A 17,016-nucleotide genomic window follows, 5' to 3' on the forward strand; every position below is an offset into this window, starting at 1 on the left:
GCAGGATGACGCCGGGTGGTGAGGGGGCAACTCTCGCCAATGGTGACGCCGGCCACAAGCCGGACACGCTCTGCGGGGTTTCCCTCGTCCTTCGCGGGAGGTCTTGTCGGTGCTGCGCGGCCCGGCCCAGGGTCGTCGCATGACGATCCGCCGCCTGCTGTCCGCCGCCGTCTCCGCCGCTGTCGTGCCCGTCGTGCTGGTCGCCGTACCGGCTCCCGCGCACGCGGCCGACTACTCCGCCCCGCTGTCCACCGCCATCGCCGACCTGCCCGGGGCCACCGAGGACCGCACCGGCTACTCGCGCGACCTGTTCAACCACTGGGTCGACGCCGACGGCGACGGCTGCAGCACCCGCAACGAGGTGCTGATCGAGGAGGCCGACGACCCGGTGACCGTGGGCTCGGGCTGCTCGCTGTCGGGCGGGCGCTGGTACTCCTACTACGACGGCGAGTCCTGGACGGCCACCGGCGACGTCGACATCGACCACATGGTCCCGCTGGCGGAGGCCTGGGACTCCGGGGCGAGCGGCTGGTCGTCGGCCGATCGGGAGTCCTACGCCAACGACCTCGACGACCGGCGCACGCTGGTCGGGGTCACCGACAGCGTCAACCAGGCCAAGGGCGACCAGGACCCGGCGGAGTGGCTGCCGGAGCTGCAGCAGTGCCGCTACCTGGAGGAGTGGGTCGCGGTGAAGCACCGGTGGGGGCTCGCCGTCGACACCGCCGAGCGCTCGGCGCTGACCTCGCTGGCCTCCGGGTGCAGCGACGTGACGATCACGGTGACGTTGGCCCGCTGACCGGCCCGCTGACCGTCCACAGGCGGCTCTCCCGCACGGGTTCTCCCCAGGTACGCCGGCGCCACCGTCCCGCGTCCCCGCTCGTCCCTAGCGTCGTCGGTACGCCGGAACTCGCCGGCCCGTCACCCTCGGGGGTCCACCCATGTCCAAGCTCCTCGCCCTGCTCGCCGCCGCCGGCTGTGCGGTCCTGCTCCTGCTCGGCGTCAGCCTGCCTGCCAGCAGCAGCACCGCCCAGGCGCCCGCGCCCGACACCATCGTCGAGATCACCGGCGACGCCGCCAACGGCTTCGAGATCCACCACTACGACGGCTCCGCGCTCTACCCGCCGACCGACTCCGAGGCCCGGGCCGAGTGCGGCGAGTACGACACCCGCGTCGCCCGGGTCCGCTGCCGCACCGAGGTCCGGGTCTGGTACCGAGACCTCGGCGACCTGCAGCAGGCCCTCGACTGGGCCCACGCCTCCTGACCCAACCGGTGGTTGAGCAGGTTGCGCAGCAACGTGCCGCACCGGTGGTTGAGCAGGTTGCGCAGCAACCGTGTCGAAACCCGGTGAGCCGACAGGCGACCTGAGTCCCGTGGGACCATCACCCCATGGAGGCCGGACCGCTCGACCGGATGTGGAGCCGCAGCCGGCTGTCGGTCCGGGCCCGCATCGCCCGGCTGAGCTCGAAGCGCTGGCAGATCGCCCAGTGCGCGATCGCGGCCGGCGTCGCCTGGGTCGTCGCGGCCGACCTGTTCGACCACCCGACGCCGTTCTTCGCGCCGGTGGCGGCCGTGGTCGCGCTCGGCACGTCGTACGGCCAGCGGCTGCGCCGGGTCGCCGAGATCACCGTCGGGGTCGCGGTCGGGGTGCTCATCGCCGACCTGCTGGTGCTCGAGCTCGGCACCGGCGGGTGGCAGATCGCCTTGATCGTCGGGCTCGCGATGTCCAGCGCCTTCCTGCTCGACGGCGGCCAGCTGCTGGTCACCCAGGCCGCGGTGCAGTCGATCATCGTCAGCACCCTCGTCCCGGAGCCCGACGCCGCGTTCACGCGCTGGACCGATGCGGTCATCGGCGGAGCGGTCGCACTGGTCGCGGCGACCGTCGTACCGGCCGCGCCGTTGCGGCGACCGCGCGAGCAGGCGGCCGTGGTGATGCGCAAGATCGCCGGGCTGCTGCGCGCGGCGGGGGAGGTGATGGTCGACGGGGAGGTCGAGCACGGGCTGGAGCTGCTGGCCGACGCCCGGTCCACCGACGGGCTGATCCGCGAGCTCCAGGCGGCGGCCGACGAGGGGATGGCCGTGGTCGCCTCCTCGCCGTTCCGGGTGCGCCACAAGGGCAACATCCGGCGGATGGCCGAGCTGGTCGACCCGCTCGACCGGGCGCTGCGCAGCACCCGCGTGCTGGTCCGGCAGGTCGCGGTCGCGGCCTACCACCGGCGGCCCGTGCCGTCGTCGTACTCGATGCTGGCGACGGAGCTGGCCGCCGCGGCCGAGCGGGTCGCCGACGAGCTGGCCGCCGACCGGATGGCCGTCGGGGCGCGCGACGAGCTGCTCGCGGTGGGCGACGCGACCGGCCGGGTCGAGCGCGCCGACGAGATGAACGCCGAGGTCGTGCTGGCCCAGCTGCGCTCGGTCGTGGTCGACCTCCTGCTGCTCACCGGTCTCGACCAGCGCGAGTCCACCGAGGCGCTCCCGCCACCCCCGCGATGAGCCCCGCGATGACCGCCTGGGTCCTGCACGTCGACCTCGACCAGTTCATCGCGGCGGTCGAGGTGCTGCGGCGGCCCGAGCTGGCCGGGCGGCCGGTGGTCGTGGGCGGCCGGGGCGACCCGAGCGAGCGGGGCGTGGTGTCGACGGCGTCGTACGAGGCGCGCGAGCACGGCGTCGGCTCCGGCATGCCGCTTCGTCTGGCGGCCCGCAAGTGCCCCGATGCGGTCTTCCTGCCGGTCGACAAGGACGCGTACGACGCCGCCTCGGCCGAGGTCATGGACACGCTGCGCGCACTGACCTGGGGCGGTGCCCCGGTCGTGGTCGAGGTGCTGGGCTGGGACGAGGCGTTCGTGGCCGCCTCGGTCCCCGACGCCGACCTCGACCCGCAGGCGTTCGCGGACCGGGTCCGCGAGGAGGTGCTGGCCGCGACCCGACTGCACTGCTCGGTCGGCATCGGTGACACGAAGCTGCGCGCCAAGGTCGCGACCGACCTCGGGAAGCCGCGCGGGACGTTCCGGCTCACCGCCGAGAACTGGTTCGAGGTGATGGGGGAGCGGCCCACCCGGGCGCTGTGGGGGATCGGCGCCAAGACCGAGAAGAAGCTGGCCGCACTGGGCATCGAGACGGTGCGCCAGCTGGCCGAGTCCGACGCCCGGGTGCTGGCGGCGGAGCTGGGCCCGACGATGGGGCCCTGGTACCACCGGCTCGGGCGCGGCGCCGACACCAGCCCGGTCGACGCGACCCCGTGGACGCCGCGGGCCCACGGGCGCGAGACCACCTTCCAGGAGGACCTGGTCGACGCCGACCGGATCGCCGAGGAGGTCCGGGTGCTGACCCGCCGGGTGGTCGAGGACATCGACCGCGAGGGCCGGCCGGCGGCCCGGGTGGGGCTGAAGGTCCGCTACCGGCCGTTCTTCACGGTCAGTCGCAGCCTGACCCTGCCGGCGGCGAGCAACGACCCGGAGACGCTGGCCGCGGCGGCGGTCGCGCTGCTCGACCGCCTCGACGAGCGCGACCGGGACCGACCGGTGCGGCTCCTCGGCGTACGGCTGGAGATGGTGCCGCCCGACGGCGGCTACGCGCGGTAGCGGCTCAGAGGCTGGCGCGCAGCTCGCGCACCACCGAGTCGACGACCGCCACCAGGTCGCCGCCGGAGCGCGCGGCGACCGCGCGCTGGCGCTGGTACGACGCGCCGCGGCGCGGGATGTCGGCCACCGAGGCCAGCTCCGCCGAGCAGCCGAGCCGATCGGCGACTGGTTCCAGCCGGACGAGCAGCTCGGCCAGGTCGTCGGTGATCAGCCGCTCCTGCGACTGCGCGTCCAGGATGATGATGGCGTCGAGGCCGTAGCGGGCGGCCCGCCACTTGTTCTCCTGCACGTGCCACGGCGGCATGGTCGGCAGCGTCTCGCCGGCGGCCAGCCGGGTGTCGAGGTCGACGACCAGGCAGTGCACGAGCGCGACCAGGGCGGCCAGGTCGTCGATGCTGGAGACGCCGTCGCAGATCCGGTTCTCGATGGTGCCCAGGTGGGGCGCGGGGCGGACGTCCCAGCGGATCTCCGAGAGCTCGTCGATCACCCCGGTCGTCATCTGGTCGTGGGCGAACGACTCGAACTCGGCCCAGGTCTCGAACTGGAACGGCAGGCCCGCCGTCGGGAGCTGCTGGAACATCAGGGCCCGGTTGGAGGCGTAGCCGGTGTCCACGCCGGCCCAGACGGGGGAGGAGGCGGAGAGGGCCTGGAGGTGCGGGTACCAGTTGAGCAGCGCCGACAGCACCGGCATCACCCGCTCGCGCTCGGGTAGCCCGACGTGGACGTGCACGCCCCAGATGAGCATCTGGCGGCCCCACCACTGGGTGCGGTTGATCAGCTCCTCGTAGCGGTGCCCCTCGCTGAGCTGCTGCCCGCTCCAGTCGGCGAACGGGTGGGTCCCGGCGCCGTACAGGTCGATGTCGAGCTCATCGCCGGCCGCGATCGCCGCGCCCAGCGTGGTGCGCAGGTCGCTCATCGCCTCGTCGACGGTGTGGCAGACCCCGGTGACCAGCTCGATGGTGTTCTTCAACAGCTCCTTGTGGAGCCGCTCGGGCTCGGCGAGGCGCGGTTTGGCCCGCGCGAAGAGGTGGCTGGCGTCGTTGCGGAGGTCACGGCTGCGGCGGTCGACGAGCGCGAGCTCCCACTCCACGCCGAGCGTGGGCTCGGGCGATCCCCTGAAGTCGATCCGCACGGTCCCCAGCCTTCCACAGTGGTCAGGGTGGTCTGGCACCATCGCGGCCATGGCGCAGATCAGGGGAGACGTGCGGGAGGTCAACCTCGGGCTCGACTTCTGTCTCCGGGTCGGCGAGCTGCTGCTCGCCTCGGGCGCCGGAGCGGCCGACGTGACGGCCACCATGCAGACCGTGGCCTACCACCTGGGCCTGCGCGACGCCGACATCGACGTCACCTTCACCTCGCTGTCGATGAGCTGGCAGCGGGACCCCGAGGAGGTGCCGCTGCTGGCCACCCGCCAGGTCCGGCAGCGGGTGATCGACTACGAGCACCTCACCCGCGTCGACCACCTGGTCCGGGCGGTGCTGCGCGACGAGGTGACGCTGAAGGAGGCCCGCGCCTCGCTGGCCCGGATCGTCTCCTCGGGCCACGACCGGCCGCGCTGGGCGATCACCCTCGCGTGGGGCCTGATGTGCGCAGGCGTGGCGATCCAGCTGGGCGGTGGGCCGGTGGTGGTCGCGCTGGCGTTCGTCGCCTCGGCGCTCATCGACCGGTTGCAGCTGGCGATCTCGCGGCGCCGGATCCCGACCTTCTACCAGCAGGTCGCCGGCGGCGGGGTGGCGACGCTGATCGCCCTCGCGGCCGCGGCGACCCCGCTCGACGTGGACGTCTCCCTGGTCGTCACCGCCAACATCATCATGCTGCTGGCCGGCATCGGGTTCATGGGCGCGCTCCAGGACGCCCTCACCGGCTTCTACATCACCGCCACCGCGCGACTCACCGAGGCGATCCTGGCGACCGCCGGCATCATCGGCGGGGTCAGCGGGGGTCTCAGCCTCGCGGGCGCCCTCGGCGTCGAGATCCCGCAGCTCGACCCCGGCCGCGGCGACCTCCAGAGCGCGACCATGCTGGCCTTCGGGTCGGCGCTCTGCGCGGGCGCGTTCGCGTACGCGTCGTACGCCCCCCGCCGGATCCTGCTGCCGATCGCGATCGTCGCGGCGGTCGCGATCGGGATCTCGCAGTCCGTGGAGTTCCCCGGCATCGGCCGCACCTGGTCGGTCGCGATGGCCGCGCTCTTCGTCGGCCTGGTCAGCTACACCGTGGCGGGCCGGATGCGGGTGCCTCCGCTGGTCGTCGTGGTGTCGGCGGTGGTGCCGATGCTGCCGGGCCTGTCGATCTACCGCGGCCTGACCCTGCTGGCCGAGGGTGGCGCCTACACCTCCGCCGGCCTGCTGGCGATGGTCACCGCGGCGTCGGTCGCGATCGCGCTCTCCTCCGGCGTGATCCTCGGTGAGTACGTCGCCCAGCCGCTCAAGCGCGAGGCCCGCAAGGTCGAGTCGCGGCTCGCCGGCCCGCGCCTGGTCGGTCCGGTGCGGACCATGACCGGCCGGTCGAGCCGCCGGTCGAGGCGCGGGTCGGTCAGCGAGGGCTGAGCCCGGCGACCCGCCGGAGCCACGCCTGCGGCGTCGCGAGGTCGAACGGCGGCTGCTGGCGTCGTACGGCGTCCCGTACGGCGTCGCGGCTAGCCTCGGCGATCATCACGATCTCGGGCGGGTAGCCGAGCGAGACCTGGTGCTCGGCGAACTCGTCCTCGTCGTCCACCCACACCATCTTGTCGGAGCCGCGGATGACGTCGAGGTCGAGGTCGACGGCGCGCAGCGTCGCGCCGTCCCAGTACGGCGGCGTGGTCATGTCGACATAGACGGTGCACCAGCTCCCGGGTGCGTTGAACGTCGCGCACCACGGGCTGCCGCGCGGCGCGAGCGTCACCGAGTCGACCTCGGAGTCGAACTGCGCCCCCGGGCGGGCGTGGTGGGTGCCGGCCGGGACGCCGATCCAGTCGCCGTGCTCGTCCGCGCCCAGGAAGGTCGCGTCGAACTCCCAGTGCGGGCGGTCGCCCCACTTGCTCATCGCGATGCGAACGGGATCACCCGGTTGAGGAGGCACGGGCTTCTTTCTACCGGGTACAAGTGTGGGCATGAGCATCATGCGCAAGGTCGCGGCCCTCGGAATCGCCAAGAAGGTCTACGACGAGGCCCGTAAGCCCCAGAACCAGGCCCGCATCAAGGCGGGCGTCGCCAAGGTCCAGGCGGCCCGCGCCAAGCGGCAGCCGCGCTGACGCCCGTTCCGCAACCGGCGCAATTGCGCCGGTTGCGGGGCGGAATGGGGCCTACCCGCCCGTCACCAGCGCAATCGCGCCGGTTGTGGGCCGGCCCCCTCAGACGATCTTGGCCTTCTCCGGCATGACCCGCTTGGACACCCGCGCGACCACGTCCTGGTAGCGCGAGCCCAGCACTCGGCCGAACTGGTGCAGCAGGTGCGCGTCGAGGCCGACGAGCACCCGGGCCTTGCCGCCCAGGATGCCCTGCTCGACGATGATCGAGGCCGCCTTCTCCGGGGTCATCCGGGCCAGCTTCTTGTCGAAGAGCTGGGCGGTCTTGGCCTGGTCCTCCTTCGAGGACACCCGGGCGTTGCGGGCGATCGCGGTCTTGATGCCGCCCGGGTGCACCGCGGTGACGCCGACGGGGTGGCCGGCGGCCAGCATCTCGATGCGGATCGCCTCGGTCATGCCGCGGACGGCGTACTTGGTGGCGTTGTAGATGCTCTGGCCGGGCATCGCCACCAGGCCGAACAGCGACGACAGGTTCACCAGGTGACCGTCGCCGGAGGCGATCAGGTGCGGCAGGAACTCCTTCGTGCCGTTCAGCACGCCGGTCAGGTTGATGCCGATGATCCAGTCGATGTCGTCGTACGCGAGGTCGGTGAAGTCGCCCGCGAGCGCGACGCCGGCGTTGTTGACCACCACGTTGACCCGGCCGAACTGCTCGGCCACCGCGGCGGCGTACGACGCCATCGCGGCCCGGTCGGCGACGTCGAGGGTGTCGGCCCGTACCTCGCGGGCGCCGGCCGCCTTGACCAGGTCGACGGTCTCGGCCAGGCCGGGCTCGTTGACGTCCGAGATGGCCAGCAGTGCGCCGCGTCCGGCGGCGTTCAGGGCCAGGGCCCGGCCGATGCCGGATCCGGCGCCGGTGATCACGACGACCTTGCCGTCGAGGGTCCTCATGCGGTCACGTCCTCACGTGTCGGGGTGCGGGTGGGGGTCGGGGTGCAGGTGTAGGCGGCCTCGTCGAACGAGGCCAGCTGCGCGCGCATGGTGAAGGTCGCGCGCGGCCAGAGCGTGGTGTTGCGGCCGTGCTTGTCCTGGTACCAGCTGGAGCAGCCACCGGTGCTCCAGACCGTGCGGGACATGCGCTTCTGGAGCCGGTCGTTCCACCGGTCCGTGGCGGACTCGGTCGGCTCGACCGCGGCGTACCGCTCCTCCCGCATCGCGCGGACGGCGGCCCGCAGGTAGGCGACCTGGGACTCGATGACGAAGACCATCGAGGAGTGGCCGAGCCCGGTGTTCGGCCCGACGACGAAGAACAGGTTGGGAAAGCCCGGGACGGTCGCGCCCTTGTACGCCGACATGCCGCGCTCGTCCCACACCTCCGCGATCGTCCGACCCGTCCGGCCCGTGACCTGGGCGGCGATCGGCAGGTCGGTGGTGTGGAACCCGGTCGCCACGACGATCGCGTCGACGGGCCGCTCGGTGCCGTCGGTGGTGACCACCGCGTCGGCGGTGACCTTCGCGATGCCGTCGGTGACCAGCTCGGCGTTGTCGGCGGCGAGCGCGGGGTAGTAGGTGTTCGAGATCAGCACCCGCTTGCAACCGAGCTCGAAGGTCGGCGTGACCCGCGCGCGCAGGGCCGGGTCCTCGATGCCGCGGCGGATGTTGGCCAGCGCCAGCTGCTTGGCGGGCCAGGCGATCTTGGGCTGGACCGTGAAGGCCGGGACGTAGCTCTCGCGGGCGAGGTAGATGCCGGTGCGGTAGGCCCGCTGCAGGCCGGGGACCGAGCGCAGGGCGGCGCGCTCGAGCGAGGAGTAGCGGCGGTCGGCGCGCGGGATGATCCACGGCGCGGTGCGCTGGTAGACGTCGAGGTGGCCGACCGTCCGCTGCAGCTCCGGGACGATCTGGATCGCCGACGCGCCGGTGCCGATCACAGCGACCCGCTTGCCGGCCAGGTCGGCGGAGTGGTCCCAGCGCGCCGAGTGGAAGATCTCCCCGCCGAACCCGTCGAGGCCGTCGATGTCGGGCAGCTTCGGCTCGGAGAGGGCGCCCGCGCCGAGCACGAGCGTGCGGGAGCGGACCTCGCCGGCGACCGCCCCGGACAGCACGGTCACCCACTCGTGGGCGTCGTCGTCCCAGTGGGCGTCCTCGAGACGGGTCCCGAAGGCGAACCGGTCCAGCACGCCGGCCTCGCGGGCGACCCGCTGAAGGTAGGCCTGGATCTCCGGCTGCTGGGAGAACGACGTCGTCCAGTCGGGGTTGGGCGCGAACGAGAACGAGTAGAGCTGGCTCGGGACGTCGCACGCCGCACCCGGGTAGGTGTTGTCGCGCCAGGTGCCGCCGACGTCGTCGGCCTTCTCGACCACGAGGAAGTCGGTCTCGCCGTCCTCCTGCAGCTTGATCGCGGTGCAGAGGCCGGCGAACCCGGCACCCACGACGAGGTGCTCGACGCGGGTGGGCGCGTTCCGGGGAGGGAGGGACATGCATTTGACCGTACCTCTTATTGAACGACTGTCAATAGGTAGGATGGTCAGCGTGACCCAGTCCGTACGCACCCGGCTCAGCCCGGCCGAACGCCGTGAGCAGCTGCTCGACCTCGGCGTGCGCCTGCTGGCGACCCGGTCGCTCGACGAGCTGAGCATCGACCTGCTGGCCGAGGAGGCCGGCATCTCGCGCGGGCTGCTCTACCACTACTTCGGGAGCAAGCACGACTTCCGTGAGGCCGTCGTACGACGGGCCGCCGACGACCTGATCGCCCAGACCGCGCCGCCGGTCGACGGCGAGCCGGAGGAGCGGCTCCTGGTCTCGATGGCCGCCTACCTCGACTACGTCGTGGCCAACTACGAGGGCTACCTCTCGCTGGTGAAGGGGGCGGCCAGCGGCAACGCCGCCCTGCGGGCGATCTACGAGGAGGCGCGGGCCGCGCTCACCGACCGGATCTTCCGGGAGGACGCGGGCAACCAGATCCTGCCCGACACTCCGGCGGTCCGGCTGGTCGTGCGGGGGTGGTCGGCCATGACCGAGGAGCTGGTCCTGACCTGGAAGGTCGAGCCGAACGGCGTCACCCGCGAGGAGCTGATCGGCATCCTCGCCGGCAGCCTCCGCCCCCTCGTCGAGGCGACCCTCCTCCAGCCCTGACGTGGGGCCGAGTCAGCACCAGTAGTGCTGACTCGGCCCGCAACTTCTGCTGACTCGGCGAGGGCTCAGTCGCCGCGGACGACCGCGGCGAGCTGGTCGAGGCCCCAGACGAGGTCCTCCTCGGAGACGACCAGCGGGGGAGCGAGGCGGATGGTCGAGCCGTGGGTGTCCTTGGCCAGGACGCCGCGGGCCATCAGCCTCTCGCAGACCGCGCGGCCGGTCCCGACCTGCGGGTCGATGTCGACGCCGGCCCACAGGCCGCGGGTGCGTACGGCGAGCACGCCGTGGCCGATCATCGCCTCGAGGCGCTCGCGGAGGACGACGCCGAGCTCGGCCGCGCGGGTCTGGGGCTCGTCGGTCGCCAGCATGCCGACGACGGCGGTGCCGACCGCGCAGGCGAGCGGGTTGCCGCCGAAGGTCGAGCCGTGCTGGCCCGGGCGCAGCACGCCGAGGATCTCGCGGTTCGCCACGACCGCGGAGACCGGCACGATGCCGCCGCCGAGGGCCTTGCCGAGCAGGTAGAGGTCCGGGACGACGTCCTCGTGGTCGCAGGCGAAGGTCTTGCCGGTGCGACCCAGGCCGGCCTGGATCTCGTCGGCCGCGAAGAGCACGTCGCGCTGCGTGCACAGCTCGCGCAGGCCGCGCAGGAAGCCGTCCGGCGGGATGACCACGCCGCCCTCGCCCTGGATCGGCTCGATGATGATGCCCGCGGTGTTCTCGGTGATCGCGGCCTCGACCGCGGCGAGGTCGCCGTACGGGACCATGACGAAGCCGGGCGCGAACGGACCGAAGTTGTCGCGGGCGTCGGGGTCGTCGGAGAAGCCGACGATGGTGGTGGTGCGACCGTGGAAGTTGCCGGCCGCGACGATGATCTCGGCCTGGTCGGGGGCGATGCCCTTGACCTCGTAGCCCCACTTGCGGATCACCTTGATCGCGGTCTCGACGGCCTCGGCGCCGGTGTTCATCGGCAGGACGAGGTCCTTGCCGCACAGGTCGCCGAGCGCGGCGCAGAAGTCGGCGAACTGGTCGTGCACGAACGCCCGGCTGGTCAGCGTCAGCTTGTCGAGCTGGGCGTGCGCCGCCTGCAGCAGGACCGGGTGGCTGTGGCCGAAGTTCAGGGCGGAGTAGCCCGAGAGGAGGTCGAGGAAGCGGGTGCCGTCGACATCGGTCATCCAGGCGCCGGCGGCGTGCTCCACGACCACCGGCAGCGGGTGGTAGTTGTGCGCCGTGCGCGACTCCGCGCGCTGGAACTGCTCGGTGCTCGACTCGTGCTGCGTGCTCGTGCTCGTCGTGGTGGCCATGGCCGTCATCGTTTCGCCTCCTCGGATCATTCACCAGGATTGTCTGACAATCTGGGGGCCAGGCTAACGAAGATGACGGCGGATCACGAACCTGCGAAGTGGTCAGGTCCGGCGCGAGCGCGCCGAAGGGCCCCACGTGACCCCTGTTCAGGAAGCGCTCCGTGTCCGCTGACGCCCCGTGGTGGACCTCCGGCCTGGTCGGCAGCGCCCTCGGCGTCGCGGCTCTCGTCGTCGTCGGTACGGCGACCGCCCAGGTCGCCGTACCGCTGCTCGAGCAGCCCGCGGCCGAGCGGCCCGCCGCCGCCCTGGTCGACGACGTCGAGCCGGCAGCCGCACCCGCCTACCCGCGCTCGGCGTCGTACGAGCCGCCGGCCCCGGCTGAGTCGGCCTCCGCGGCGCCGGCCCCGGCCGCACCGTCGTCGTCCGCCCCGGCCGCGCCGGCGCCCGCTGCTCCGGTTGCCGCGGCTCCGTCGGTCGCTCCGGTCACCACCGCCGCCCAGGCCCGCAAGGCCGCCCGCAAGGCCGAGCGGCGTGCCCAGCTGCGCCGCGAGCGCCGGGCGGCCCGCGAGCTCGCCGCGCTGGCGCGGGAGACCATGAAGGACTGGGGCCCGGTCTCGGCGACCTGGGTGCTCCCGGTGGCGTCGTACCGCCGGCTGTCGAGCCACTACGGCGAGACCGGCCCGCACTGGGAGTCGATCCACACCGGCCAGGACTTCTCCGCGCCCACCGGCACCGACGTGCGTGCGGCCACGGCCGGCATCGTCACCTTCGCCGGCCGGCAGGGGCCCTACGGCAACAAGGTCGAGATCACCCACCCCGACGGCACCGTCACCTGGTACGCCCACCTGTCCCGTATCGACGTCACCGCGACCGACGCCGTGACCACCGGCCAGGTGGTCGGCCTGGTCGGCTCGACCGGCAACTCCACCGGACCGCACCTGCACTTCGAGGTGCACGCCGGCGGCGGTGACGCCGTCGACCCGGTGGCGGTGCTGAAGGAGCACGGCGTCAGTCTCTGAGTGCCTACTCCGCCCAGAACCCGTCGACCACCACCCGCCCGCCAGATCCATGGAGCCGGATCGTGCGGTGGGTACGGCGGGGGGACCACCGGAGGGAAACCATCCGCGGCCGGGGTGAGTCCAGGCGGTAGCGATGGGTGCGCTCGCCGTCGACGACACGAAGCTCGCCGCAGGTCGGACAGGTGAGCACCCGGAGGTGCCACGAACGGGCCTTCCCGCGGGTGATCTTGCGGGCGGTGGCCGCGCTCCCGGTGACGAGCTCGGTGGCCGATCCACGGTGGAACAGGCTGCCGGTGACGCGGCGACCGCCCGCGATGCCGCGCGCGTCGTCGGTCAGCACCGTCGTGCAGGTGCGGGCCGGCCAGTGCTGGACTACGCCGGTCCCGACTGCCTGCACGCCGAGGCAGATCCGCGTGCCCGCGCGCAGGCGGATCCTGCGCTGGCCGTGGCCGGGAGAGACCGGGATCCGCTGCTGAACGGTGCGCGAGCGCTCCGTGGTCTCCACGACCAGCCACTGGCGCTGCAACGGGAGCTTGGTGGCCACCCGCCATTGCACCGTGGAGCGTCCGGGCATGCTCTCCGGCCGCGGCTTGCGAACCCAGCGGGCCCGACTGCGCGTGACGGTGGTCCACGCGTGCCGGAATGTCGTCACGTTCCCGGCCAGGTCGACGATGGTGGCGGTCATCTCGTGCCGGCCGGGGCGCACGGAGGGTGGCCCTGAGCACGTGATGCCCGGCCAGTTCTGCTGGAACTCGCGGCGTCGGCCGTCGAAGTGGCAGGTACTCCGGGTCGAGTCGATCCCACCGGCGTCCTGGAACTCCAGCACTACGGTCTGCCAGTCCTCGAGCAGGCCGCCGGGATTCTGCTGGACAGTCATCCGGGCGGGCGTTCGGTCGATGAACCAGTAGGAGAAGTAGCCGTGATCCCGGTGGACCAGCCGGTCGCCGTACACCGCGGCGGGCAGGATCGTCGGACAGGACGGCTCGCAGCCGGCCTCGGTGTCGGTGGGCTCGAAGGGCAGCGGCCAGCGCCAGGCGCCGTCCGGGTCGAGCGAGAAGAGTCGTCCGCCTTCGACCTGGACGGCGTACGTCGAACCGAGGTGGGCGAGCACGACCTCGGTGCCGACGCCGTCGGGGAAGGTGCTGGGCGCGGTGGGGACGGTCACCGGCGATCCGGAGGCGCCGACCAGGGCGCTCAGCAGGACCGGTGCGGAGCCGGAGGTGCTCCGCAGCCACGCGACCCGGACCGACGAGCCGTCCGTCGCGACGGCGGCCGGACGTCGTACGGCGCCGGGCGTGGCCTCCAGGGCATCGAGATCCACGGGGGCGTCGAACGTCGCGCCCCGGTCGTCGCTGACGAGTGCCGAACCGGCTTCGTCGGCGTCACCCACGACCATCGCCAGGGTGGAGCCCTCCGCCGCCAGGCTCACCACGGGCAAGCCGCCCTCGGCGTCGAGCCCGGTGAGCGCGAGCAGGTCGAGCGGCGCCTCCCAGGTCTGGCCGCGGTCCGGGCTGCGGAGGAGGTGGGCGGAGCGGGCGCCGTCCGCGCTGCCCTGGACGACGGCGAGGAAGACGTGGTCGCCGGACGCAGCGAGATCGAGGCGACGCGTCGTCGCGCCGTCGGTCGACGGGACGGACGGGGAGGGCCGGTCGACCGCGGTGGTCGCCGCCACGGCGACCGTCTCGACCCGGACCTGCACCGCCGCGCCGGCCGTCAGCGCGGTGGCCGCCACCACGTAGTCACCGCTGCCGCTGGCGGCCGAGGCCGACTGCGGCCCCGGCGACCAGTCGACGGGAGCGCCGGGGAAGCGGGTGCGTGCGCCGTACCGCTGGGAGTGGACGATCCCGGCGTGGAGGTGGAAGACGCCGTTCTGGCTGAGCTCCACGGTCGGGAAGGGGGCCGGGGTCGGCACCGTGCCCGTCTCGTAGCGCCCGCGGTTCAACCGTTCCTGGGCAGGTCCGGGGTCGGCGGCCACAGCAGCGACCTGGGCCGTCGACGGGGCCGCGGCCAGCAGGCCGGCCACCAGGGCGGCGAGGGTCAGCAGGACGGTGAGGGCACGGCGCAACGAGAGCTCCCCAGGGGGCGGCCGTGGGTCGGCCGGGGTGCGCACAGGCTGCCAGGTTCTCGATGCCCGCGGGGGCACTTCGCCGGATCAGCCCAGCCGTACGGCGATCCGCGTGTCCCCGGGCGTGCTCGTCAGCGAGACGGTGCCGCCGTGGGCGCTGACGATCGCCTGCACCAGAGCGAGGCCGAGACCCGCCCCGCCCTCGCGATGCCGCGAGGCGTCGCCCCGCGCGAAGCGCTCGAAGGCGTGGTCGACCAGCTCCGGCGCGAAGCCAGGCCCGTCGTCGTGCACCGCGAAGCAGCCCGGGCGGGCGCTGACGGTGACCGTGGTGCCCTCGGGGGTGTATTTGCGGGCGTTGGTCAGCAGGTTGGTCACCACCTGGTGCAGTCGCTGCTCGTCGCCCACGACCTCGACCTCCTCCTCGGGCAGGTCCAGGCGCCAGTGGTGGCCGGGGGAGAGCACTCGGGCGTCGGAGACCGCCTCCAGCAGCAGCCGGGTCAGGTCGACGGGCTCGCGCTCCAGCGGTCGGCCGGCGTCCAGTCGGGCGAGCAGCAGCAGGTCCTCGACCAGCGCCGTCATCCGCCGCGACTCCTCCTCGACCTTGCCGAGCGCCATCGTGCTGGCCTCGGTGTCACCGGGCCGGCGGCGGGCCAGCTCGGTGTAGCCGGCGATGGTCGCGAGCGGGGTGCGCAGCTCGTGCGAGGCGTCGGCGACGAACTGCCGCACCTGCATCTCGCTGCGGTGCCGGGCCGAGAGGGACTCCTCGACGTGGGCGAGCAGCGTGTTCAGCGCCGACCCGACCTGGCCGACCTCGGTCCGCTCGTCGGTGAGGTGGGCGGGCACCCGCTCGGACAGGTCGATCTCGCCCTCCGCCAGCGGCAGCTCGGCGACGGTGTGGGCGGTCGCCGCGACCTCGCGCAGTGGTCGCAGCTGGCGTCGTACGACGATGAGGCCGGCGCCGAGGGCGAGTACGACGCCGAGGGCGGTCAGCAATGCCTCGACCTGGATCAGCGACGAGACGGTGTCGTCGACCTCGGAGGTGGGGAGCCCGTTGAGCTGGGTGATCCCGTCGGCGTTGGTGGCGGCCGCCACCCGATAGCTACCGAGCCCGGGGAGCTCCACCGCGTGCGCCTGGCCGTCAGCCGGGATGTCGTCGAGGGCGTCGAGGACGGCATCGGAGAGTGGGCTCGGAGAGGGGTCGTCGGTGACGACGCCCCCGCTGAGCTCGCCGGTCACGTCGTTGGCGAACAGTGAGCCGTTGGTCTGCCGGGGACCTCGGCCGATCGGGGGGTCCCTGCGGTCCGAGGGGTTGAATCGCGTCGGGTCGACCAGGGCCACGCGGTTGCTGGCGTTCTCGATCTCATCGTCGAGCTGGGAGAAGAGGTAGGAGCGCATGGCGACCGTGGTGGCCGCCCCGATCAGCAGCGACACCAGGGCAACCAGCGCGACCGCGGTCACGACCAACCGCGACGTCAGCGACCGGGGACGGGAGAGCACGAGCTCAGGCCGCCGGCTTCAGCACGTAGCCGGCGCCGCGCATGGTGTGGATCATCGGGTCGCGGCCGGCGTCGATCTTCTTGCGCAGGTAGGAGATGTAGAGCTCGACCACGTTGGCCTGGCCGCCGAAGTCGTAGTTCCAGACCCGGTCGAGGATCTGCGCCTTGCTCAGCACCCGCTTGGGGTTGCGCATCAGGAACCGCAGCAGCTCGAACTCGGTCGCCGTCAGCGAGATCTCGTGGCCGGCGCGGAAGACCTCGTGGCTGTCCTCGTCCAGGGTCAGGTCGCCGACGCTGAGCACCGACGACTCGGCCGCCTGCTGGGCGCCGGCCCGGCGCATCAGGCCGCGCAGCCGGGCGACCAGCTCCTCCAGCGAGAACGGCTTGGTCACGTAGTCGTCACCACCCGCCGTCAGCCCCGCCACCCGGTCCTCGACCGCGTCCTTGGCGGTCAGGAACACCACCGGCAGGCCCGGGTCCAGCCCACGCATCCGGCGCAGCACCTCGAGGCCGTCGAAGTCAGGCAGCATCATGTCCAGCACCACCGCGTCGGGTGGTGTCTCCTTCGCCGCGGCCACCGCCTTCGTGCCGGTGTGGGCCGTCGTCACCTGCCAGCCCTCGTAGCGCAGCGCCATCGAGATGAGCTCGGCGATGTTGACCTCGTCGTCGACGACGAGCACGCGCAGCGGGGATCCATCGGGTCGGGTCAGCTCCATGCCGGACACGATGGCGAGGCTACCTGTGGGATTCCTGTGACGGCTCTGTGCTGATCTCAGGACTCGCACAGCGCCCCAACAGCCCCGGTACGGCGTCCTCTGTCGTCCCCGGCAATCCCCTCCGATCCTCCCCGCCCGTGGTCCCCTCCGGTGGTCGAGCAGTGAAGGACGAAGTCCTGAGCGCCCGTCGAGACCCCCGCAGCCAACAAGCGACCTCCGGTAGGTCGGCCCCTGCCGTGGCGTCTGCTCGGTGCACCAGGCCGGTTCGAAGACATTTACAGAAAGAAGGGGGCTCACCGTCCGCGGTGATCAAGGGCCATCACGAGGCTGCTTCTGGCTTTCGGTCACCTGGGGTCGACCGTTCGAACTAGGCTGTGGACAACCCTCGCATTCGATAATGTGTTCGAGTAGAATGGGCGCATGGCTCGGGACCTCGACGACTGCGACACCGCACCCGCGGTGCTCGCCTTCGTCCGCGCCCGACG

The 17,016-nt window shown here is 72.6% G+C and carries 16 protein-coding genes; 8 read left to right on the top strand and 8 right to left on the bottom strand.

Going from position 1 to position 17,016, the window contains the following annotated elements:
* Positions 1-139: 139 nt before the first annotated feature.
* The 4 genes from BLT76_RS21475 (at position 140) to BLT76_RS21490 (ending at position 3,576) form a co-directional block, all read left to right on the top strand.
* Positions 140-796 (top strand): HNH endonuclease family protein, encoded by a 657-nt coding sequence (locus tag BLT76_RS21475; RefSeq protein ID WP_090860372.1) that lies wholly within the window; start codon positions 140-142, stop codon positions 794-796.
* A 142-nt stretch (positions 797-938) separates the two neighbouring features.
* On the top strand, positions 939-1,262 hold the full coding sequence (locus BLT76_RS21480) for a hypothetical protein (protein ID WP_211753126.1): 324 nt from the start codon (positions 939-941) through the stop codon (positions 1,260-1,262).
* Positions 1,263-1,387: 125 nt separating this feature from the next.
* Positions 1,388-2,488: an FUSC family protein gene (locus tag BLT76_RS21485; RefSeq protein ID WP_090860354.1), complete on the top strand. Its 1,101-nt coding sequence runs from the start codon at positions 1,388-1,390 to the stop codon at positions 2,486-2,488.
* Positions 2,489-2,496: 8 nt separating this feature from the next.
* Complete coding sequence (locus BLT76_RS21490; RefSeq protein ID WP_090860355.1) at positions 2,497-3,576, top strand: DNA polymerase IV; 1,080 nt, start codon at positions 2,497-2,499, stop codon at positions 3,574-3,576.
* Between the two features lie 4 nt (positions 3,577-3,580).
* On the opposite strand, the gene BLT76_RS21495 is transcribed toward BLT76_RS21490, so the two are convergent.
* On the bottom strand, positions 3,581-4,708 hold the full coding sequence (locus BLT76_RS21495) for a glutamate--cysteine ligase (RefSeq protein WP_211753128.1): 1,128 nt from the start codon (positions 4,706-4,708) through the stop codon (positions 3,581-3,583).
* Positions 4,709-4,757: 49 nt separating this feature from the next.
* Here BLT76_RS21495 and BLT76_RS21500 point away from each other — a divergent pair, with 49 nt between their 5' ends.
* Positions 4,758-6,122: a threonine/serine exporter family protein gene (locus tag BLT76_RS21500; protein ID WP_090860356.1), complete on the top strand. Its 1,365-nt coding sequence runs from the start codon at positions 4,758-4,760 to the stop codon at positions 6,120-6,122.
* Here the strand turns inward: BLT76_RS21500 and BLT76_RS21505 are convergent.
* Positions 6,109-6,600: a DUF402 domain-containing protein gene (locus tag BLT76_RS21505; RefSeq protein ID WP_170867190.1), complete on the bottom strand. Its 492-nt coding sequence runs from the start codon at positions 6,598-6,600 to the stop codon at positions 6,109-6,111. The two genes, BLT76_RS21500 and BLT76_RS21505, sit on opposite strands and share 14 nt — an antisense overlap.
* A gap of 67 nt (positions 6,601-6,667) precedes the next feature.
* Between BLT76_RS21505 and BLT76_RS25940 the strand changes: the two genes are divergently transcribed.
* Entirely contained in the window at positions 6,668-6,808 is a 141-nt protein-coding gene (locus tag BLT76_RS25940) for a hypothetical protein (RefSeq protein ID WP_170867191.1), read from the top strand.
* A 99-nt stretch (positions 6,809-6,907) separates the two neighbouring features.
* On the opposite strand, the gene BLT76_RS21510 is transcribed toward BLT76_RS25940, so the two are convergent.
* Together BLT76_RS21510 and BLT76_RS21515 are read right to left on the bottom strand one after the other, a co-directional pair.
* Positions 6,908-7,753, bottom strand: coding sequence for an SDR family NAD(P)-dependent oxidoreductase (locus tag BLT76_RS21510; RefSeq protein WP_090860358.1), 846 nt, complete (start codon positions 7,751-7,753; stop codon positions 6,908-6,910).
* Positions 7,750-9,279, bottom strand: coding sequence for a flavin-containing monooxygenase (locus BLT76_RS21515; RefSeq protein ID WP_090860359.1), 1,530 nt, complete (start codon positions 9,277-9,279; stop codon positions 7,750-7,752). The genes BLT76_RS21510 and BLT76_RS21515 overlap by 4 nt, the downstream gene beginning before the upstream one ends.
* 52 nt (positions 9,280-9,331) lie before the next feature.
* Between BLT76_RS21515 and BLT76_RS21520 the strand changes: the two genes are divergently transcribed.
* Positions 9,332-9,934, top strand: a complete 603-nt coding sequence (locus BLT76_RS21520; protein WP_373366990.1) for a TetR/AcrR family transcriptional regulator — start codon at positions 9,332-9,334, stop codon at positions 9,932-9,934.
* 65 nt (positions 9,935-9,999) lie between these two features.
* On the opposite strand, the gene rocD is transcribed toward BLT76_RS21520, so the two are convergent.
* Positions 10,000-11,235: an ornithine--oxo-acid transaminase gene (rocD, locus tag BLT76_RS21525; RefSeq protein WP_090860374.1), complete on the bottom strand. Its 1,236-nt coding sequence runs from the start codon at positions 11,233-11,235 to the stop codon at positions 10,000-10,002.
* Positions 11,236-11,396: 161 nt separating this feature from the next.
* Here rocD and BLT76_RS25945 point away from each other — a divergent pair, with 161 nt between their 5' ends.
* The gene (locus BLT76_RS25945; protein ID WP_090860361.1) at positions 11,397-12,254 is read left to right on the top strand and encodes a M23 family metallopeptidase; all 858 of its coding nucleotides are present in this window, start codon (positions 11,397-11,399) and stop codon (positions 12,252-12,254) included.
* Between the two features lie 4 nt (positions 12,255-12,258).
* On the opposite strand, the gene BLT76_RS21535 is transcribed toward BLT76_RS25945, so the two are convergent.
* From BLT76_RS21535 to BLT76_RS21545, 3 genes are all read right to left on the bottom strand, one after another.
* On the bottom strand, positions 12,259-14,319 hold the full coding sequence (locus BLT76_RS21535) for a hypothetical protein (RefSeq protein ID WP_090860362.1): 2,061 nt from the start codon (positions 14,317-14,319) through the stop codon (positions 12,259-12,261).
* Between the two features lie 87 nt (positions 14,320-14,406).
* The gene (locus BLT76_RS21540; protein ID WP_244509512.1) at positions 14,407-15,816 is read right to left on the bottom strand and encodes a sensor histidine kinase; all 1,410 of its coding nucleotides are present in this window, start codon (positions 15,814-15,816) and stop codon (positions 14,407-14,409) included.
* A 4-nt stretch (positions 15,817-15,820) separates the two neighbouring features.
* Complete coding sequence (locus BLT76_RS21545; RefSeq protein WP_090860363.1) at positions 15,821-16,531, bottom strand: response regulator transcription factor; 711 nt, start codon at positions 16,529-16,531, stop codon at positions 15,821-15,823.
* Positions 16,532-17,016: the final 485 nt, after the last annotated feature.

Source organism: Nocardioides lianchengensis (assembly GCF_900101465.1).
Lineage (GTDB): Bacteria > Actinomycetota > Actinomycetes > Propionibacteriales > Nocardioidaceae > Nocardioides > Nocardioides lianchengensis.